At 41.5% G+C, this 22,718-nt stretch carries 6 protein-coding genes; all 6 read right to left on the bottom strand.

The genetic code is table 11. From position 1 onward, the window contains the following. Positions 1-10: 10 nt before the first annotated feature. The 6 genes from ACX0G7_RS00670 to ACX0G7_RS00645 all read right to left on the bottom strand — a co-directional run bounded on the left by ACX0G7_RS00670 (position 11) and on the right by ACX0G7_RS00645 (position 22,502). Positions 11-4,321 (bottom strand): amino acid adenylation domain-containing protein, encoded by a 4,311-nt coding sequence (locus ACX0G7_RS00670; protein WP_458921470.1) that lies wholly within the window; start codon positions 4,319-4,321, stop codon positions 11-13. Between the two features lie 13 nt (positions 4,322-4,334). After that, positions 4,335-12,443, bottom strand: a complete 8,109-nt coding sequence (locus ACX0G7_RS00665; protein WP_458921469.1) for an amino acid adenylation domain-containing protein — start codon at positions 12,441-12,443, stop codon at positions 4,335-4,337. Then, positions 12,424-18,633 carry an amino acid adenylation domain-containing protein gene (locus tag ACX0G7_RS00660; protein WP_458921468.1) on the bottom strand — a complete coding sequence of 2,070 codons (6,210 nt, stop codon included), beginning with the start codon at positions 18,631-18,633 and terminating at the stop codon, positions 12,424-12,426. The genes ACX0G7_RS00665 and ACX0G7_RS00660 overlap by 20 nt, the downstream gene beginning before the upstream one ends. 46 nt (positions 18,634-18,679) lie before the next feature. Next, complete coding sequence (locus tag ACX0G7_RS00655; RefSeq protein ID WP_458921467.1) at positions 18,680-20,305, bottom strand: MBL fold metallo-hydrolase; 1,626 nt, start codon at positions 20,303-20,305, stop codon at positions 18,680-18,682. After that, the gene (locus ACX0G7_RS00650) at positions 20,298-21,026 is read right to left on the bottom strand and encodes a thioesterase II family protein (RefSeq protein ID WP_458921466.1); all 729 of its coding nucleotides are present in this window, start codon (positions 21,024-21,026) and stop codon (positions 20,298-20,300) included. The genes ACX0G7_RS00655 and ACX0G7_RS00650 overlap by 8 nt, the downstream gene beginning before the upstream one ends. Positions 21,027-21,494: 468 nt before the next feature. After that, positions 21,495-22,502: a hypothetical protein gene (locus ACX0G7_RS00645; protein WP_458921465.1), complete on the bottom strand. Its 1,008-nt coding sequence runs from the start codon at positions 22,500-22,502 to the stop codon at positions 21,495-21,497. Between the last annotated feature and the right edge of the window lie 216 nt (positions 22,503-22,718).

Raw genomic sequence — 22,718 nt, 5'->3', positions numbered from 1 at the left:
GGTTGATATTTTAAACATCTATCAATTCGAAATCAGAGGAAGTCTGGTCCTCGTTTAATCCCTTTTGTTGCGTGGCTATATACTTCCCAAGATCATTAATAGTTCTTAGCTGAAATAAGAGCTTTATTGGTATCGATAACAATAATCTTCGTTCGATATATGAAACCATTTTCATTGCCAGCAGCGAATGTCCACCAAGTTCAAAGAAGTCATCCCCGATTCCTATTTGTTCCTTTTTTAAGAGCTCTTTCCAGATATCCACTAGCTTGGTCTCGACGTCATTGCGTGGGCCTGTATATTCAGTATTACGCAGGGCATCGACGCTGGGAGCAGGAAATTTATTTTTATCCAGCTTTCCATTCTGGTTTATCGGAAAGTGATCCATCAAAGTAAAAGTTGATGGAACCATATATTCAGGCAGATTGGTCTGAAGATGTTCTTTGATAGCGTTGACAAATTGTCCGGGTTGCTTCCACCCATTACTCCTGATCTTTTCATTATCGCCCAGAGAAGTGAGAGCTTTTTTCAAACCAGGCTTCAAGGCATAGATATTATATAAGATATCACCTACCGAAAGAATCGATTGTTTTTCAACATGCAATTCGAAACCTTTTGAAGTTAAAACATTTGTGAGCGATTCCAAACGACGGTCAACGTCATGAACTTCGATTATTACACTGTCTATCTTATCCCAATCGGTATCTGAAATTCCGGCTATAACCAGGTGTTCGGAATTTTCAACATCTATTTTTACGAGATCAATTCTTTGTAGATTTTCTTCGGAAATGATTTGTGACAATGTCTTTGATTGGCAGGTTACTTTTTTACTTACCAACTTTGTTTCCAGCAAAGCATCAATTTCCTGTGACACTAAATCATCTGAATTCGATTTTTCAATATACCGGCGTACTACATCCATAACCAGATGTCTATCGTTCCCTATGCCTGATAAAATGGACATGCCAGGGTAATACTCAAATTCCAGTTCCTGTTCTTTATCTAAAAGAGCTAGCGGAAAGGCCTTTCCGTTAACTTTATATAAATTTCGGTTGGCAACCAGTTGATCATAGATCTCCGGGATAGGCTCGAAGGAATAAACCGTTATATTTTCACTTAGGATGTTTAGAAAGACCGAAAAGAATCCGACGTTTGCCCCGATGTCAATCACACAACTGTTCTCATTTAACGAAATTCCATTTTGCAGATAACAAAGATTCCTGAAAATCTCTTCATACAGGAAATTCACCTCATTAAAGTTGGAGACTAAAATCGGTAGTCCATTGGGTAGTATTTTAAGATCGGACGTCTTCGCCTGATTGTTCCTTATGATCTGCAAATAATTGCTCAGCAATGGTAATCTATCTTTGTTTATTTCGATGTAGGCATTCAGCGATTTTCCTACTAAAGACTCATCACCTGTTACTATAATTTTCGCATTACCCGCTCCTGGTTGAGAGATGATACCAGCTTCTATCTCTTCTAACTCAACACGAAAACCCCGTATTTTAATCTGGTCATCAATTCTGCCCAGGTATTCGATATTTCCATCTGGCAACCAACGGCCGAGATCACCGGTTCTGTACATTTTATCACCTGACCCTTCTTTGAAAACATCCTTTACAAATTTCTGGGCAGACAGCTCCTCTCTATTTAGATAGCCACGTGCAACCTGGATACCTCCAATATTAATTTCACCTATACAACCCAATGGAACTAATCTATCCTCCATGTCAAGTATATATATAGAGGTGTTTGCCAGTGGTCGGCCAATGGGCACCAGATCAGACTCCTGATGATCCTGAGATGGGCTCCAATAAGTAACATCTATTGCTGCCTCCGTTGGCCCATATAAGTTATGTAATTCCGTGGATGGAAGCATCTTATTAAACATCACTACCTGGGAGGATTTCAGAGCTTCCCCGCTGCACAACACTTTTTTAAGGTTTTGACAATCACCAGGTTTAATTTCAGACAAGAAAATACTTAGCATTGAAGGCACAAAGTGCACCATAGTGATTTGTTGTGTTTCAATGACAGACTTCAGGTACCCAATGTCTAAATGACCACCAGGTTTAGCAAGCACCAATCTCGCGCCTGCCAATAAAGGCCAAATCAACTCCCAGACTGAAACGTCAAAACAGAAAGTGGTTTTTTGTAGCACCGAATCCTGGCTCGTTAAACTAAAAAAATCCTGAGCCCAACACAAGCGGTTAAATAAACCACTGTGTTGGTTCAATACCCCCTTTGGCCTGCCCGTGGAACCCGATGTGTAAATTACGTAGGCCAGATTATGTGAAGACAGATTAATCTGGGGATCGCTTGTTGGCTGTTTATCTATCTCCAACCATCTACTTTCCAAATCAATGATCTCAAGATCTTTTCCAGGAATTTTGGGAAGACTTTGTTTATTGGTAAGTATCAGGGCAGCGCCAGTGTCTTCGAGCATATATTTGATCCTTTCCCTGGGATATTCCGGATCCACAGGGACATAGGCACCACCAGCTTTTAAGATTCCCAGGATGCCTACTATCATATCTAAAGACCGGTCAAGGCAGATGGGTACAAGCGTTTCTTCCTTCACTCCCTTAGCTCGAAGATAGTGAGCCAACTGGTTTGATTTTTCATTCAGCTGGAGGTATGTTAATTGTTCCTCTTCAAATCTGACGGCTGCTGCCTGAGGATTCTTTGCCACTTGTTCCCTAAACAAATCGAGAACGGTCTTTTCAGCAGGATAGGTTACAACGGTGTTATTAAACTTTAACAAAAGTTGTTCCTCCTCAAACGATGTAAGCAGTTTAATATTTTTGACGACGCTTTCCTCGGCACTATCAACTATCTGCATAAATACATACTCGAAGTGTTCACGTATTCTTCTGACGTTCGCCTCCGGGAGTACATCAATGTTGTAAAGAAATCTGATGTCTATCTCTTCCGCAGTTGAGATAATAAGGTTTAAAGGATAGTTTGTTTGATCTTTAATAGATATATTTCCGACCTCGAGCGTCCATTGGCTGTTAGTTAAGAGCTTACTCACGGGGTAATTTTCGAAAACCAATAAACTATCAAAAAAATCACCCGGAATTCCTATAATGCGCTGGATGTCTTGTAATGATGTATGTTCATACTGCCGGGAAGAAACTTGCTCAGACTGAATTTCCTGCAACCATTCAGCTATTGTTTGTTGATCTGTTATCCTAATACGCGTCGGTAGGGTATTGATATAAAGTCCAACACGGTTATGTATATCATGTAGGTCGTCAGGTCGACCAGATACAACCACGCCATACACAACAGTTGGATTGCCGGTATAACGACTTAACAGATAAGACCAAACACCCTGCATCAGAGTATTGAGCGTCAGGCGAAATTTCTGAACATATCTTTCGGCTTTCGAAGTTAAATTCGTATCTAATCTCAGTGACAGGGACTGAAAAGCCCCCTCCGCCCTGTTTCTTTCATGCTTTTGATTAATAAATGGTAGCTGGGTACTGTTTTGTACCCCGTGCATATAATGTTGCCAGTAAGCTTCCTGAGCTTGTTTGTCAGTGCGTTCTATATAACGGATGTATTCTTCATACCGATCTTCATCTCTGATTTTCGGCTCATTACCATGTGCGAGCGAATCGTAGGTTGTCAAAAATTCTTCCATTAAGATGGGCATAGACCAACCGTCAACTAAAATATGGTGATAGGTCCAGAGCATCCGGTGTTTATTGTCACTTAACCGAAACAACGCAATACGCATCAAGGGCGCAACTTTGAAGTCAAATTCTTTCTGACTGTCAGATATCTGGTGAGCCTTTATTTTTTCCTCTTGTTCTGTGCTATCCAAATGTCGGTAGTCTATCTCTTGTATTGGTAATGAAGCTTCGTTATGTACACATTGCACTGGCACATTAAATTCTGCGTAATAAAATGAGCTACGAAGAATGCTATGCCATTTTAATAAATGGCTCCAGCTTTTACGCATAACGTCCAATTCAAGTCCGATAATGTCGCAGCTGAATTGTTCAATATATACTCCTGATCCCCGATTATAAAGGCTGTGAAACATCATTCCTTCCTGCAACGGGCTCAGTCGATAAATAGAAGAAATGTCTTTTGACTTTTTATCAGGATAAAACTCAGTCGATGAAGACAAGAATTCGATCAGTCTCTTCTTGTTTTCTTTAATGTAATTTATGACGAACTCATTCTTTTTTATAGCTTGTATTTCGTCTTGTCCAACGTTTTTTTCACTTTTCAGAATAAGGGTATCATTTTCTCTTTCCAATGAAAAGTTTCTTTTCTTCAAACTCTCTATAAATTCTTTAATCTCCATAATGAAATCTCTTTTAAAAACTCATAACACTATTGCCATCACTTTCATCTTTTCCGTGCAGGAAGCGATCGAGTTCCTTATAACTAATATCTGAACCAAGTCCGTAGTCAGATGGCGTAAACATGGCTTCGCCCGATTGCTGCCGGGTCATACAGTGGTTGATTAGTTCGATCAGTGTCGAAATATAATCGGTTGAAAGTGTCAGAATAGTTTTTTCATCAAAATGTTTAGTGCTGTAATTCCAATTAACCACCAGTTCGCTGTCTTTAACATGGCAGTTTATGACAAACTTTTCATTAATGTTATGACTTAGGCTTCTACCCTGTCCCGTAGGTTCGTTTGCACTTTCAAGCCATTGACTTTCTTTTTGCAGATTGTCATATTGGCCCAGGTAATTAAATTTTATGTCCCAGGGATCTTTACCTTGTAAGCTCTCGTCTTTAACAATATGCTTAAGTATGCCAAATCCAATTCCTTTATCGGGGATCTGGCGAAGTTGCTCTTTGACGGATTTTATCCAGTCGTCAGGTCCGCTATTAGAACTCACTTCCAATAAGACCGGATAGATGGTGGTAAACCATCCGACGGTCCGATCAGTGTCTACACTAAGTCCAATATCCTCCCTGCCGTGACCTTCCAATCCAATAGTGATGGATTCCCTTCCAGACCATTTGGCTAAGGTTAGACTGAGAGCGCAAAGCAAAAAGTCATTTATAACTGTATGATAAACTCTTGGAACTTCATGCAACAATAATCGTGTATGTTCGGCACTGAGCTTCTCGCTGTACTGTGAGATCTCTCTAACTGTCACCCCCTGGGCATATCCTTTGTCCGTAACTAACTCCTGGTAGCTTTTTGCTATGTTCTGCCAGAAAGGGAGTTGCGAAAGCAGTCTCTCTGATTTCATGTATTGCTCCAATGCATGATACCATTGACGGTACGAACCACTCTTTTTCCTTGAGCCCCGTTCAAGGCCGTTTTTTAACTCGTTGAACATTTCCTCCAGGTCGCCAAGCAAAATTCTCCAGGATACCCCGTCAATGGCAAGGTGGTGGATAACAATAAAAAGCCTGTTTTTCATTTCTGAATCAGGCATTTTAATATATACAACCCTGATCAATTCGCCCGTCGCAATGTCTAAACTCTGCTGGTACTTATTTGCGATTTCAGGAATAAGAATTTGATAATCTCCCTTTTCAACTTTGCTTAAATCCTCTGTATACACATTGGCTTTTGCGGATCCATATTCCTGTTGCCACTGCCGGTTTAATTTAAAATATTTGAATCTCAGTGCATCATGACTCTCTAATAGTCTATCAACGGCATGAGATAATTCTTCTGACGATATTGCCCTGTTTATTGCTAATAAGATGCTTTGATTATAATAGTTCAGGTCCGAAGAATTATCTTCCAGATATTGTTTTTGAATAGGCAATAAGCCACTGACACCTGTTAAAATGCCTTGCTCAGCGTTGCTTTGTTCCACTAATCTTTGTTGGATAACTTTCGAGAGCTTTCCGATTGACTGATGTATAAAAATATCCTTCGCATATACCTCATATCCCATACGCTTTATCCGGCTTGCGGCCTGTATGGTAAGAATGGAGTCGCCTCCCAATTCAAAAAAATTATCCTGGAGGCCTACCCGTTCGATACCGAGTAACTCCTGCCAGACCGATGCCAGCTGTTTTTCCACTTCACTTCCCGGCACAACAAATCCTTCCTTCCCGATCTCTTTTATATCCAACACAGGTAATGCCTTACGGTCTACCTTACCATTTGCCGTTAACGGTAAACTTTCCAATTCTATCAATGCGGAAGGCAGCATATAATCAGGCAATTTGTCTTTCAAATATGCCATTATCGCTTCGCTGTCAAAATTTCCTGATGGTACAACATAGCCAAACAGCCGTTTATTACCTAAGCTATCTGCACGGGCCAGCACCACTCCTTCACTTACCAGCGCGCATTGTTGTAACGCGCTTTCAATTTCTCCCAGTTCAATGCGATACCCACGAATCTTTAACTGATCATCTACCCTGCCAATGAATTCAATGTTGCCATCGGGTAGATACCTGACAAGGTCACCCGTTCCATACATCAGGGACATTCCAGCTTTCCGAAACGGGTTTTCTATGAATTTTTCTTTTGTTAAATCAGGTTTGTTGAAGTAGCCTCTTGCCACACCATCACCGGTGATGTACAATTGACCCGCTACACCTATTGGACATAGTGATAGTCCTTTATTTAGTACATACACCTGTGAATTGGAGAATGGTTTACCTATTGGAATAGTGGAGCCATAACGATTGTTTGCATTTACAACATGCATCAGCTTGCCAATCGTAGTTTCTGTCGGGCCATAGTGATTAACAACCTGGCAGGTGGTGCCGGACTTTAAGATGTCAGCAATCATATTTGATTGCAGTGCCTCACCTCCGAATATTAGTAACCGGTTAGGGAATAGAGGCTGGTCGTCGTTGCTCAGCGCTCTCCAATGGGAGGGAACGATTTTTAAACAATCTATTGAGTGTTTGCCAAAGTATTTGTGAAGATTTTCCACATCACTTACCATTTCTTTCGAGAACAGATGAAGTTCACCACCAAAAACGAGAGCGCTGTAAACTACTGTATTTCCGAGATCAGTTGCTATGGTTGATACAAGTGCAAATGACCTGCACTCATCTATAGAGATTTGCTGCTTCAAACCAAACACATAATCAACCAGACTCCGATGTTCAATCATCACCCCTTTTGGCTTGCCGGTAGAACCGGAGGTATAAATTACATATGCCAGGTGGGAAGGTTGAAGGGACGTTTCCGGCTTCTGAACGGGCTGTTGGCTGATGAGCGATGACCCATCATCGATCCGGACAATTTCCACACCAGGTGCCGGGGGTAATTTGAGACTACCTGCCATCGTAGTTACTATTACCTCAGCTCCGCAATCCTGGAGCATATAATTTATTCTCTCTGCCGGGAAATCGGTTTCTATGGGCACATAAGCTCCTCCTGCTTTCATGATTCCTATAATACCAACAATCATTTCCACACTCCGCTCTACAAAAATTGGTACAAGCCTATCTTCCCTCACCCCCTTACTTCTTAAATAATGAGCGAGTTGATTGGCCTTTTCATCCAGATTTTTATAGCTCATCTCAACGCCATTAAACACAACAGCAGTAGCTGAAGGTGTTAAAGCAGCGTAAGACTCAAACAGGTCAACAATCGTTTTATCTTTTGGATAATCGACCACCAGGTCATTAAACCCACTGACCAGTTGTTGACGTTCAGATGGAGTCAACATCTCCAGTTCAGCAATTCGCTTATCCGGAGCTTCCGATATGGAATTTAGGAGCACGCAGAAGTGACCGATCATTCTGCTAATGGTAGCTTCATTATACAAATCTGTAGCATACCTCACAGATCCTTGTAAGCCTGTAGCACTTTGAGCGATCGAAAAGGTAATATCGAACTTTGAGGTATCATATGAGAAATCCTCAGTTATAAAGTCCAGGTCTGATATTTGTGGTTTCTGCACCACGGGATTATTTTCTAAAATAAACATGACCTGGAATAAGGGAGTTCTGCCCAGGTCTCTTTCCTTAACTACGGCATCTACCACTTTTTCAAATGGTACTTCACTATGCCCATAGGCCTCCAGGGTTGTACCTTTAATCTGTTGTAACAAATCTGCAAAGGATAAACCAGCATGAACATCACTTCTTAATGCGAGTGTGTTTAAAAAGAAGCCAATCAATCCTTCTACTTCTGTTTGTGGCCGATTTGCTATAGGGCTGCCAACGCAAATATCCTCCTGACCACTATAATTATATAAAAGAACTTTTAGTGCAGCCAGCAAGGTCATAAACAGCGTAGCATCCTGTTGTTGGCCAAGATCCAGAATCTTCAGCGAAAGTTCTTTTTCGATATGAAAAGTTAATTCAGCTCCATGTTTACTTCTTACTAAAGGTCTTGGATAATCAACGGGTAATTGCAAAGGCAAAACACCATCCAGCTTTTTGATCCAGTAAGGCAACTTATTGTTCAATATCTCACCATGCGTTGGACTGCGTTGCCAAATGGCATAGTCGGAATATTGAATGCTTAGCGGTTGCAGAGTGCTTTGATTACCTGAAATTAAATCACGATAAAACCCGAGGATCTCATGAACAAGTATGGAAACAGACCATCCATCTGATGCAATATGATGCATGACCACAACAAGCTTGTATCCGCCATCGACAGCTCTTATCAAAGAAGCCCGTATTGGATAATCTTTCGAAAGATCGAATGGCCGGGAAACAAGGTCATGAATTAATTGTTCCAAACTTTCCGGGTGTTCTCGCGGGCTTAAAAGATCAATGACTTCGAGTTGCCAATCCCACACGTCACGGATTGATTGGTAAACCTGCCCGTCTCTTTCTAAAAAACTTGTACGAAGTACTTCATGACGTTCTACCACTTTTTTAAAAGCGTTGCCTAATGCCTGTATATGAAGATTTCCGTTTATGCCCATAACGGCAGGTAAGTGGTACTGCTCACTTCCTTCCAACTGGTCGATTAACCATACTCTTTCCTGGCTGTATGACAGGGGGATAAAATCAGGCCGGGGCTCAGTCCTTCGGATGCCAGTTTGCAAAGCCCGGACATTCTGTTCAACCCGGGTGGATAACTGTGCAATACTGCTATCGGTAAACAGATCTTTTATGTTAAGTTCAACATTTAGTTGTTTCCGTATAGCCGATACCACCCTCATGGCCAGTAAAGAATGTCCGCCTAGTTCAAAGAAATTCTCATAAACACTAACTTTTTCTTTTCCCAGTAATTGCTGCCATATAGTTGACAGTTTATCTTCAATCTCATTCCGCGGAGCCACGAAATTTCGGTTTAAAAACTCCGTCGTGCGAGGCTCAGGAAGGGACTTTCTATCAATTTTACCATTGGGAGTAAGGGGTAATTCCTGCAATTCTACCCATATGGCGGGTACCATATATTCAGGCATCCGGGACTTTAAATGCATCATGATAGCATCTTTATCAAACCCGTTGTTGGGAACTATGTATCCCACCAGATGTTTGATGCCATTGCTATCGGATTTCGCGAGAACGGCAGCCTGGCTTACCAGGCTGCTTTGCTGAAGTATAGTCTCTATTTCTCCCAATTCAATTCTGTATCCGCGGATCTTTACCTGGTTATCAAGCCGGCCAAGATATTCGATATCTCCCGTGGGCAGTACCCTGCCCAGGTCACCTGTTTTGTACATCCGGGACCCGGTAGTTTTGCTGAAAGGGTTTAACACAAATCTGCTGTCAGTCAATTCCGGTCGGTGCAGGTATCCCCTGGAAATTCCGGCTCCGGCGATACAGATTTCTCCGGTTATACCAACTGGCTGTAGCTGCTGACTGTCGTTTAAAATGTAAATACAGGTGTTGCTGATCGGCTTTCCGATCAATACAGGTTCTCCTTGTTTTAGACGAAAAACCATACTATAAACAGTATCCTCAGTAGGGCCATATAAATTTCTTACTTCTCTGGTCTTCACATCAAGGCGCTGTTGTACAAATTGAGAAATGGGTTCTCCGGCAAGATTTAACTGAGTGATGTTTCCCAGCGGCGTCCCCTCTTTAATTAGATTCTCAATAACAACAGGCACAGTATTAACAAATACTGATTTGTCGATATGAAGATAGGTACCGATCTGAAGTCCGTTAACAAGTAATCTCACTGGTTTGCCAACGCATAATGGAAAAAAGATTTCAAATACTGATAAGTCAAAACATATCGAAGTGGTTGCGTAGAGTATATCAAACTGGCTGTCGCTGAATTCCTGCATAGACCAGCATAAAAACTCGTAGACATTTTTGTGCTCTATCATCACACCTTTAGGTTGTCCCGTGGATCCGGAAGTGTAGATCACATATGCAAGATGGTTGGGTTGAATGGGGCTGTTCAGAGCTACTGTTGATTGCCTGCCAATCTCCTCATGATCATCGTCTATTTCTAAAATGTCTGCATTTATAGATGTTGGGATTTTTGAACGGCTTTCCGGGCTTGTAATCACTATTTTGGCCTGGGAGTCTGTCACCATATAGCTGATGCGTTCTAAAGGATATTCCAGATCGATGGGAACATAGGCACCTCCCGCTTTTAATATCGCCAACATGCCAACGATCATGTTTAAACCGCGCTCCATGCAGATAGGTACTAAAACTTCTTCCTTTACACCCTTGCTTCTTAAGTAATGAGCCAACTGGTTAGACTTTTGATCAAGTTGCCCGTAACTTATTTGTTCATCACCAAAAATGAAGGCCAGCGCCCCCGGTGTCTTCGCTGCCTGCGTTTCAAACAGGCTTATTAGAGTTCTTCCTGATGGAAAAACCTGTGTTGTGTTATTGAATTCTTCCAACAATTGATGCTGTTCTTCTTCCGTTAATATGCCTAACCTGCCAATTTTTTCATTGGGATCTTTGACTATTGAATTGAGCAGCGTTTCAAAATGTTTCACCATCCGGACGATAGTCGCATCATTGTAAAGATCAGTAGCGTATTCTATGAACCCTTGCAAACCAGAAGAAGTTTCTGTGAGATCCAGAGATATATCAAATTGGGTGGTTTGCGGCCCGTGTTTTTTTACAGTCAGCACCGTTTCTCCCAAACGCAGGTCTGGTAACTCAGTATTGTTTTGTAAAACAAATAATACCTGGAATAATGGTGTCCGGCTTAGGTCCCGCTCCTTTACTACGCTTTCTACTACTTTCCCAAACGGCACATCCTGGTATTCATAAGCTTCCAGGGTACTTACTTTTACCTGCTTCAACAGATCATAGAATGAAGTATTGGCATTTACCTGGTTTCGCAGTGTTATTGTGTTGACAAAAAAACCTATCAGCCCTTCTGTTTCCAACTGGGGGCGGTTTGCCACCGGGCTCCCCACACAAATATCTTCCTGGCTACTATATCGCTGCAGCAATGTTTTGAATGCAGTCATCAGCGTCATAAACAATGTGGCGCCGGCCTGCTGTCCAAGATTCCGCAATTGTTCGGTCAGTTCATTATTTATAACGAAACTGGCTCTGGCACCCCGGTTACTCCTGATGGGAGGTCGGGGAAAGTCTGTAGGTAATTGTAATGCTGTTGCCCCTTTTAACCTGGTCTGCCAATAACTTAGTTTTTTTTCCAGCACATCACCTTGCAGGTAATTTTGTTGCCATACAGCATAGTCGGCATATTGAAGTGGCAAAGGTTCAAACTTCGAAGGTTGTCCCGCTATAATTCCACTGTAAAATTCGGTCACTTCTCTAACCAGGATAGATGTTGACCAGCCATCAGAAGCTATATGATGGAGCGTTATTACCAGAATATAGTCATTGTGACCAGATTCAATCAGCGAAGCACGCATCATGTAGTCAACTTCCAGGTTAAACGGTTGTTCGATTAGATCGGTTATATATTCTTCTAGCCCCTGCGGGTTCTGAAGAAACCTGGTGCCATCTTCGGTAAATAATTGCCAGCCAGTTGCTTCTTTAACTGACTGGTAAGGCTTCCCGTCTTCCTGCAGAATAACTGTCCTGAGCACCTGATGGCGTTCAATAACATGTTTAAGGCTCTGCGCTAAAGCGTCCTTATTTAAGGTACCTTTGATGTGCAACACAGCAGGAACGTGATATTGAAGAGATCCTTCAAGATGATCGATAAACCACAAACGTTCCTGGTTAAAGGATAGTGGAATATAAACAGATTTGTCAGTTGACGGCAGTATTTGCATTGAAGCCTGGGGGCCAGGCTTTTGACCTTCATTAATCAGCAGGCCCAGCTGAGCAATCGTACTTCGTAAAAAAACATCTGTTAACTGAATGTTGATTGAAAACTGTTTTGCGACCCTCGAAACCAGTTGAACAGCTTTGATGCTGTTTCCACCTATTTGAAAAAAATCATCGTTGACTCCAAAATTCTCATGACCCAATAAACTACTCCAGATTGAAAACAATTGTTTTTCAATTTCATCTTTGGGAGCATTACCATTCAAGTCAAAAGATTTTTTTTCTTTTGACTTGAACAAGTTCAAGATGTCCTTACCTGTCTTGGCCCCCTGGCCCTTATTAAGAGGATTGTGTTTCATTCAGCAACCGTTTTGATTGAGACACTTTAAGTCTAAGATTATAAATGTTGGTTTTTGGATCGGCTTCCCAATCTGAACTCATCAAAAAATCTGTTATTGGCTTGTTTTTCGAAGTCTGTTCATAGCGTGCCGAAACGCTCAAGATCCCATTAGCTAAGCAATAAGATCTTAACTCATTAATGATAGTTTGTTCCACTTTTCGTCCCAGTACCCGGCAACTAAGCAGGAAGGTTTCGACAATGAGGCCGTTTTGAGACTTAGTTGCCAGCAAAAGGCCCGCAGTGCCATAATCACCAAAACGATCTTTTATCTGGATAATCCAGTTTAAGGTATCCTTCCGGCGCAATAGTCCCACTATTTCCTCCGGCGTCTTTCGAATTCCATTTAAATTAAATTGATTTGTTCGCAACGTAAGCTGAACCGCCCTGTCCAGATCTCTCTCTTCTAAGGCCCGGATCTCTACCTTGATATTTAACGACTCGAGGAATTCATCAATCGACACAAATTTAACCTGCTCTTCTTTTCTCTGCTTTTCAGCCCTATACATGCTGTTCCTTTTAGTATCCTCGTCTGTTATCTGGAAATGATCAAGTGCCCAGATATGATTGAGAAAACTCAAAAAGCTCCCTGGTTCTTCCTGGGGAAGCTGAAGCGATAGAACATCGGGGCATCCCAGGGTTGTCTGTTCAATTTCAAACTCACTGTCATCAATAAAGATCAGACTGTTAAGACCTAGGTTCAGTTCGTTGGCAATCGCCGCAAGATTCGTTGGTTTTGGGTTCCAGTTAACCTGGAAGGCAGCAATATGCTCCCGCTTTAATTTCATGCCCGGGTGATTGTCAAAAACTTCCCAGACGTCCTGCTCATTATTTTTGCTGCAGAGAGCAATCAAGAACCCTTCGTTATACTTCTGAAGAATGAACTGCTGAAGGTCAGTGAAGTTTTCATCAATGATTACATTAAGTGCACCAACTTCTCCACAGACCCCTTTCCAAAGTGTATTGTCGCAGTCGAGTGCAATTACTTTGTATGCGGGACCCTTGTAAGCCCTGATTTTTCTCATAATAAACGTCCCAAGGGCAGCATACAATTCCTGGGTAAATGGAATATGACCAAGTTCATCAGATTTCGGATCAAATATTTCTTCTACCTCATAAAGGGCACAAACTTTATTAAAATCGATTAAATAAATACGGGCTAATTGCCTGAAGGAAGCTTCCAGTTCTAATATTGTCTCATTTACAGCATTCGCAACATCTTTTGAAAATGAATGGGCTGGTTGCAGGGGAACAACAGCGATAAGATATGGGGTTACATTGCTTTCCTGTGCCTGTTCAAGTGCTCTGAGGAATTCCTGACAGGTCCGGCGGACTATTTCAATTTGCTCCTGCTCAGACTTATTTTTATGGTCATGTAACCAATCCTCTACCCTCACAAAAAGTATGTTTAAACCTGCATTGTTCCGCAAATCACTAAGGGGATCAAGTAATTGCTGAAAAACCTGATTGTATGGTGTAAAGGCTAACTGTAGTTTTATCCCCAGCTCTTCGGACCAGTAATCGATATATTCCTGCAGCGGTTCAGCAACAAATGAAGAGCAGATAATCACCGACATTCCAACCTCAGTTGAAGGCGCAACTGCTTGTTCAGGAACTGACACCGGTTGACTGGATAAAGGAACACTGAGAAGGTCATTAATTTGAATATCCTGATCAACAACTGCTGTAGAAAGAATATCAAGATAATCATTAAGGAAAGATTCCATTCTTGCTTTTGTAAATAACCCTGCATTGTAGCTGAGATTCAAAACAAGAGAAGCCTGATTTAATTCCACATCCAACTTGAAATCAAGAACTGATTGAAAAAAGTTTTTTCTGGATAAATCCAGTGGTACCAGCTCCAGCGAATTATCACCGGAGGCTATTTTGTTTTCATCACGGTTATTTTCTGAATGAAAGTTAACCATGGTATCAAAAAAAGGATTCCGGGAAAAATCTCTTTTCTTCAGAAGGTTATCGACCATCAGGTCGAAAGGATAATCCTGGTTATTATAGGCCTCGCCCAGCGACTCGTAACTGTTTTTTAAATATTCACTTAAGCTATATCCGCTTCGTGGGAAAAGACGAATTGGAAGAAAATTAATAAACAGTCCAACCAGGTTTTCAAGATCAGCATGATTGCGACCTGAAACCAAAGAACCTATTACTACATCATCCTGCCTTGTGTGTTTTGCCAGGAGGATGCCGTATAGCGCAAACATTAAGTTGTTTAAAGTAGTGCCGTGGTCAACCGCTAATTTTCGTAAACCAGCCGTTAAATCTTCTTTTACCCGAAGTTGTACGATTGCTCCATCGAACGATAATATTTTCGGGCGCTCAAAGTCAACAGGAAAATTTAATACTGGAATATTTGTACCATAGACAGAAACCCAATAGTCCTTCTGAGGAGCAAAAGAATTAGCGTGCCATGCCGCGTAGTCCCTGTATTGGATGGGAAGCGGAGGCAAATTAACAGGCAAATTGTTGACGAGTTTATGATAGCAATGTAGAATTTCTTTAATCAAAATCCCCTTTGACCATCCATCGCTGATTATGTGATGAATATTGAATCCAAGAATATACCGGCCGGGTTCTGTGTTAAATAGAGTCATCCTGAGCAATGGCCCGTTGGATAGATCAAATGGTTTACTGAAATCATCATCCAGCCATTTTTGTATCACTGCCATGCTATCTTTTTCACTTATCATTTCAACTTCCCCAATACGAAACGGAAGTTCCCGGTGGGTTAAAACTTTTTGCCTGGGCTCATCTTCTATCTGTATAAATACTGTTCTCAGAATCTCATGCCTTTGGATAACGATATCAACGGCCTTCTTAAACGCATTAACTTCAAGCTGACCATTTATGGAATAAGCGCCGGGAACATTGTACATGGTGGATCCGTTCTGGAAATAGCTGACTACCCAGATACGTCTTTGCGTATGCGCTAATTCGTAGTGGTCCTGCTCCTCCAATCTTGGTATCTCTTTATAATTTTCCATCAAATCAGGCCCAAGTGTCTGAGCAAGTTCGCTGATGGTAGGATTAGAAAGAACTTTCGAGATGGTGGTTTTAACGTTCAAAAGTTTATGCAGCCTGGAAATCAGCTGCATTGCACGCAGGCTGTGCCCTCCCAACTCAAAAAAATTATCATAGATTCCAACTTTTTCAACACCCAGGATTTCTTGCCAGATACTGGCTAAAGTTGTTTCAAGTTCGTTGCGGGGTGCAGTGTATTCGTTATTCTGTGAACGGTTAAAGTTCGGGTCAGGTAACCCTTTCTTATCTATTTTGCCATTTAAGGTTAGTGGAAAGTCGTTCATCTCGACCCATACCGACGGGATCATATACTCAGGTAATCTTTCCCTTAGAAATGTCTTTACCGCTTGCTGGTTAAAAGCTTCCTCGCTCACTATATAAGCTACGACTTCTTTGTTAAACTGCTTATCATTTTTTGCTATCACCACCGCCTGGCGAACAAGATCACATTGTTCAAGTACAGTTTCGATTTCGCCTAATTCAACCCTGAAACCCCGGATTTTTACCTGGTCATCCAATCTCCCCATATATTCGATGTTACCATCGCTGCCCCATCTGCCTAAATCCCCTGTTTTGTATAGTCGGGCTCCACTCATCTTATCAAAACTATTCGAAATGAATTTTTCTGCAGTCAGGTCGGGCCGGTTTAAATAACCTCTTGCTAACCCATTGCCACCGATATAAATCTCACCCGGTGTACCAACCGGCAAGCTTTCAAGATGCTCATTCAGAATATACATCTGCACATTATCGATAGGCTTACCGATAGATATGCCGTGGCTATTGTTATCAAATTTTTCCGAGGGACTGAAATTATAAGTACTGCACCCAACGGTAGCTTCGGTTGGCCCATATTCATTAATGACCTCCACCCCGGCCTTTCGTTTACTCAGAAATTCGCAATGACTAAAATGCAGTGCCTCACCTCCCACTACAAGTTTCTCCGCAATTGCGTTCCCTTCAAAATCTATTGTTGCGGCTTCCAGTAATAAAAGATGCGAAGGCGTCAATTTAATGAAGTCATATGGTGCAAACTTCCGGAAATTGGGATCAGTGAAAATATCTGCACCCTCTTTAGATGAGATAACTATTGACTTTCCAAACAATAACGGCTGAAAGATACCAGTTACGGATGCATCAAAAGTGAAGGCCAGGTGGATAAAGGTTCCTGAATATATTGATCGTTCGTTTACATATTTCGTCTTACTATTCAGTAGATAATTTTTGAGTGTCCGGTGCTCAATCATCACTCCCTTTGGGTTGCCGGTTGAGCCGGAAGTGTAAATAACATAAGCCAGTTGCTCTTCCTTAACAGGCACGTGCAGATTTGCCACGCTCTGAGTATCCAGTAAGGAAGAATCACCACCCAATTCAATAATTTCGATATTATTGTTTACAGGAAGTTTGTGTTTGCTGGTTCTGCTGCTAATGACTATGGTGCTCCGGGTATCTTGCAGCAGGTAGTTTATGCGATCGCCTGGGTAAGAAGGATCCACTGGCACATAGGCACCACCAGCTTTTAAAATACCAATTATTGCAACAATCATTTCGATAGAGCGCTCAATACACACCGGCACCAGTACGTCCTCCTTAATTCCACGGGAACGCAGGTAGTGTGCAAGTTGATTTGAGCGCCGGTTAAGATCATCAAATGTCAGCTCAATCCCCTCAAATACCAATGCCAGTTTTGCCGGTGCCAGGTTTACCTGGTCCTGAAATAAGTCTATAATACTTTTATCCGGTACACTGGCGGCATGCATCCCGTTGAATTCCCTGATCAACAATTTTTCCCGTTCAGGAAGGATATCGATCTCGTAAAGTTTTTTCCCGAGTGCTTCGGGAAATTGTTGCAGAATGCCGATAATGCGCTCAGCGAATAATTTCACCTCTTCACCGGTAAAATAATCATGGCGATAATGACAGTGTAGTGCCAACGGCTGTTGAGGGCCATAATCCTGCCAGCACAATTGAAGTGGAATCGGTTCGTGTTCCGTTGAAAGATGGAGGACTTTGGCATCAATACGGTCACCGAAGTTTACAGCGAAGTTGAACAATTCGTAATTGATACTTATTTCAAACAAGTATCCCTCAGTAGAATCAATTTTCAGATGTCTGCTGAGGTCTCCGATCAGGTAATGTTGATGCCTATAGTCTTTTTTCTGAATCTGGGTCACCTCTTTAATGAACTCCATCAATGTCGCGTCCTGCTGATACGAACCCCTGAATAGAATCATTCCAGCAAACATCCCAAGCGTATTGCGTAGCTGCCGGGATCCACGTTTATGAATCGGCACGCCAAATGTAAAATCTTTTTCCCCTAACGACTTTCCCAGGTAAATCAAAAGTGCGGCTATCGTCAGTTGTTGCAGCCCGGTTTTTGTTGTTACCTGGATATCCTTTAAAAGATCGTTCTGGGATTGATCAAGACTCAGTACATAGGTTGAACTTGCTTTGACTGTACTATTACCAACTAAATATTGTTTTTGAAGAATTTTTCCAGGTTTCCCCGTGATCTTCTCCTTCCAGTACACGGCCTCTGCCTCGTAAGCCTGCGACCTGGTATATTCAATCGCTTTTATTGCCTCCTCAGCATACCGGGGATAACTGATTTGGGTTTCGTTTGAAAGTAGTAGTGATTGATACTTTTGTGCTAAATATTGCGTCCAGACAATAAACCCATATCCGTCAATGATCAGGTGATGATATTTAGCAAAATACCAGTGCTCCCCGGCAGATATTTTTATCAGCGTCTGTTTAAAAAGCAGGTTGTCCCTTGCTATCACAAAGGGCGTATTAAATTCCTCCTGCATCCACCGGTAACCCTCTGCCTCAGGATCTGCCATTTGACTAAGATCAAGCAAATCCATTTCCATGGATTCGAAATCTTCCTGGAGGTAACAGCAGGGTTCAGATAAATTTGTATCGAAACGCATTTTGAATACGTCGAAATGCGTTGGCCCAAGCTGCACCGCAAGCTGAAAGCAATCTAAATTCAACTCACCTTCTAATCTTATATAACCACCCACGTTATAGTGCGGACTGTCGGGATTTATGAGTTGATCAGTAAACACTTCCCACTGGGCGGGATGTAAGGGTTGTTTCGAATATTTCATTGAGAAAGGATAGGTTAAACTGACAACTCTAAAACGCACGATTTTGTTACTGCATAACGGCAGAACCCATAGCTTGTTTTGTATATAAGATCTCTTTTTCACCAAATAATCGCTCCGCAATCATTCCTCTGTCCCGACAGATATTTACAAGCTTGTTCGACTGAACAATCGGATTGGATTCATCGGTGTATTTAATGCTGCTTATAAATTCCAACCAGGGCTCCTGACCCATGGCATATACGTACAGCTCCTTTGGTTTAAAGATGTCAACAAGAGATAAACCTTTTCCACAGTCTGAACCAGCCAACCTTCTGCTTCCGTCCATATCTCTCGGCAATTTTTTAGTGAGCAGGGGACCGTACAACCATGTCAAAGGTGCTCCGTCACACTCCATTCCGATGAACAACACGTCCACATTTCCTATTTGCTTGTGAATATGTTTGTATAATTGGGCCTCGCTGATCCGCGAATCTGCCAGAAAAATTAACTTGAAATCACCGATCTGAACGAAATAGCAAGCTTTGGTAAGAATATTCAGATCGCTGTGTTCACCCATGAATGGAAGGCCAGTGATCGTTGCATCTTCAAAACGAATCGTTTCCATTTCATCTACGGATATAACGTTGTTGAAACCGACATTATTGAACATTAACTTTAAGTCCGGATCCTCGAGCTTCCCACTGTTAGTGCGGGGTACAATCAGGTTTTTAATTTTATGTCTTAATGGCAAAAGCGTTTCAAAGAGGATATGATCCTGGTGATTATGCGTAATTAAGACGTAGTCAAGTGAATCCGGAAGATCAACGTCAGAAAAATGCTGAACATCAGAATGGTAGCCGTAATAACTGATCAGTGGGTCAACTAGAATACTGATATCTTTGGTTTCAATAAGAATACAGGCGTGTCCAAAATAGCGCATCCTTATTTTATCTCCTGTATATTTCTGATATGGTGGCGGCGGAGTCTCCGTGAAAAAAGTCTCGAACAGAGTTGACTGGGATTCCGATATTCCAAGCATCGCTTTAATAAATCCGAGGGTTTGGGGTACCCTTTTCATTTTAGCGAGTTCATCAATTCCGGGGTGATCAAATGGAATGTCTAAAGCCAGTACATCGGGTTCGGATAAACGAGGTGTGCTTAAACAAAATGGACGTTCATCATTATTGGTAATCCACATGGCTATACTCTGCATGTCTTTTTTGTAGTATTCGCTGTTATACAACAGCGATTCAAAAAATCTGAATCCTGGATTATTTTGTCTGTCATAATACAATTCCACATAGCCTTTCAGGATATCCGGCACTTTTTCATAAACAGCTTCCAAACCAAACCCTTTTGCTTCCGTTGCCAGGAGTTTATCCAAATCCTTAATTGCTTTAGCGAATTGAATGATACGGTCCTGCTTTTGAAAAGTCTGTTGCTGAAGTGCTTTCACTTCCTCCACCCGACCTCCTCCGAAGTCCATGAATGGTCCTCCTTTCATTTTTGGATTCCGCACCGCTTCCGCATGAATTGACGGCGAAGCCAGGTATGACTCAATTATGCTCAAATGCCGTCCCACAATGTTCATGGCTGCACTGCCTGGGGATACCAGATGACTCCAGGCATACCAGTTATCAACAAGAGGCTCCAGTACAACATTTGGTTTCAGATATAATTTTTTGTCATTCATTTTGATAAGCTTTATTATAAAGAGATAATTTTTTTGCGATCAGATCAACGATTAACCGGGGGTGTTTTAATATAAAAAAATGTTTTCCGGGGATAGTTTTAAATTCTACCGGACAGGATGTCTCGTTTTGCCATAATTGGATCTCCTCCGGCTCGAGATCCTCCTGAGTTCCGGTGATGACGGTAAATGGGATACTCAACGGAGTATAATTGCCATATTGATAGGTTTCACAGCTTTTAAAGTCCGCTCTCAATATTGGTTCAATAAAAGCCAACAGCTCAGTGTTATTCAGTATTTCATCCGAAATGCCGTCCAGTTGTTTCAATTCCTGTATGAACTGTGGTGTTGGAAGTAAATGTCTGTTTTTAGATGTACGGCTGGAAGACGCGGGCGCGGAACTACCAGTAATAAACATATGCAAAGGAGGCGGGTGATTATTTCTTACCATGCTTCTTGCTACAAGGTATCCAAGCAGCCCGCCCATGCTATGACCATATATAGCATAATCACCCCGTTTTGCAAGTGGCCACACCTGGTCATAAAGATCGTTTGCGAGATCTTGAATACTAGACATTAATGGTTCCATTATCCTTGCTCCTCTTCCGGGATATTCAAGCGGAATGATATTCAACAAGGATGGAGCATTTTCAATAAATTTCTGGTATGAGTATTTATTGCCTCCGGCAAAAGGAAAACAAAAAAGATTAATTTTTCTACTCATTCTATTCCGATTTTAACACATCTCCTTTTAATGTCTGAAGATGTGGGTTCTGCTTGCAGTGATAACAAATGACTATTAAAGTGTTACCCAACTCAGCTATCCGCGGTTTTAGATCGTCACTTAAAAATGACGGAAACTTGTTCTTCATACTCGGATAGAATGGATTTGAATAGTAGTGAAAATAATCAGAAGCTAGTGTTATGTATGCAGGCCAGACGGACTTGGACCTTTGATTGTATGTACGCAAATCCAGTAAATGGATTTGCATGTTAAAGAGGAATAATGCTTACTGAAAAAGCCACGTTGAGTCGTTTTCAGTGTGTTTTACGATCACCCTCGGTTTAAAGAGCAAGATAGCAAAACATATGAAAAAATCAAAGGCTAATCACGGATTTCGCCATAATTTTAACCATTAGGAACTATCCCTCAGAACTTTATATTACCCGCTCATATAAAGTCCCGGGCTTTTCAACTATTATTAAGAACAGTTATCAGCGAATTCAATATCAACCTCTCTGGTTTCACAAAATTATTGTAATAATGGAAGTTGTTGATCATTAGCTTTAACATCTCTGACTGACTGCCCCGCAATTTGTCGATTTGTTCAATCAGTTGGTCAGCAGTGTCAAACTGACAATAGTTTTCGTCTATGGAGAATTGCCCTGGTAAGTCAAAATTCAGCGGCTCGGAAACAATTGCCCGGGAAGCTGCAACATATTCTGCCATTTTCCAGCCAATGGACTTATGAAGGCCCGTAGTTGCTATGCAAATAGCGTGGTCTTTTACAGCCTTGAGAAAGCCAGATTTATTCGTCAATGCATCATCCATGATGAGATCAGGGAAATTTTTCAATGCAAATTTTTCACGATACAACCCGCCGGTAAAATCAACTCCATAAGTGTCACGACATCGTTCAATACATTCAACCCGGGTTTTATTTATTCTTATTCTGAATTCTTTTGAACGTTCGGATTTGGCCTCGTTGGGATCCCAAAGTCTGGTCAGAAATAAAATATTGTTTGTTTTCGGTTTAATGGGAAGAAATTCAAAATCCTCCTCATAGTAAAATCTCTTTGCTGAAATTTGTTTTAGAAGCTTGTTTGTCTTCAAAACATATTTCACCTTATTTTTCAGTGAGCCACTATATAGGAGAAGATTTTTCTTCGGTTGTACATTGTAATTGAGTCCCAAAGGAAAGACTTTACAATCTTTCGGCCTGTGTTCATGCAAAAGGCTATTGAAACTCCTCTTAAAGTAGAAGTCAACTTCGTAAGTTTTTTTAAAATATGCCAGGTTGGCCTGCTCGTCACCGTGGATCCATGTGAGACCATCCAGTGTATCATAGATCACCCTATACTTATTGTTGACGAGCACATTAATAAGGGAATATGCATGCTGATTTTGCTTAAGGAGTTTCAGTTTTAACTTTATGATGCCTTTACGTTCTAACTCAAAAAAACCAGCGTATAGCTGCATTAGGTGGAAGTTTGGGAAAAACTCAATTTCACATTCTATCGGATTCATCCTGTTATTGGTGGAAGTTTAAAATTTGTGAACAGGACATACCAATAATCCTGCCTGATTTAAGGATAATTGATAAAATCCTGCAATTAAGGTAGTGGGGTGCGATTTACAAAAAGCATGGTCCGCCAGGATATACAAGCGTAACTATTTCGCTGACGGACCTTATTT

Source organism: Flavitalea antarctica, from assembly GCF_054461535.1.
This window is presented reverse-complemented; position numbering and strand designations above follow the sequence as displayed.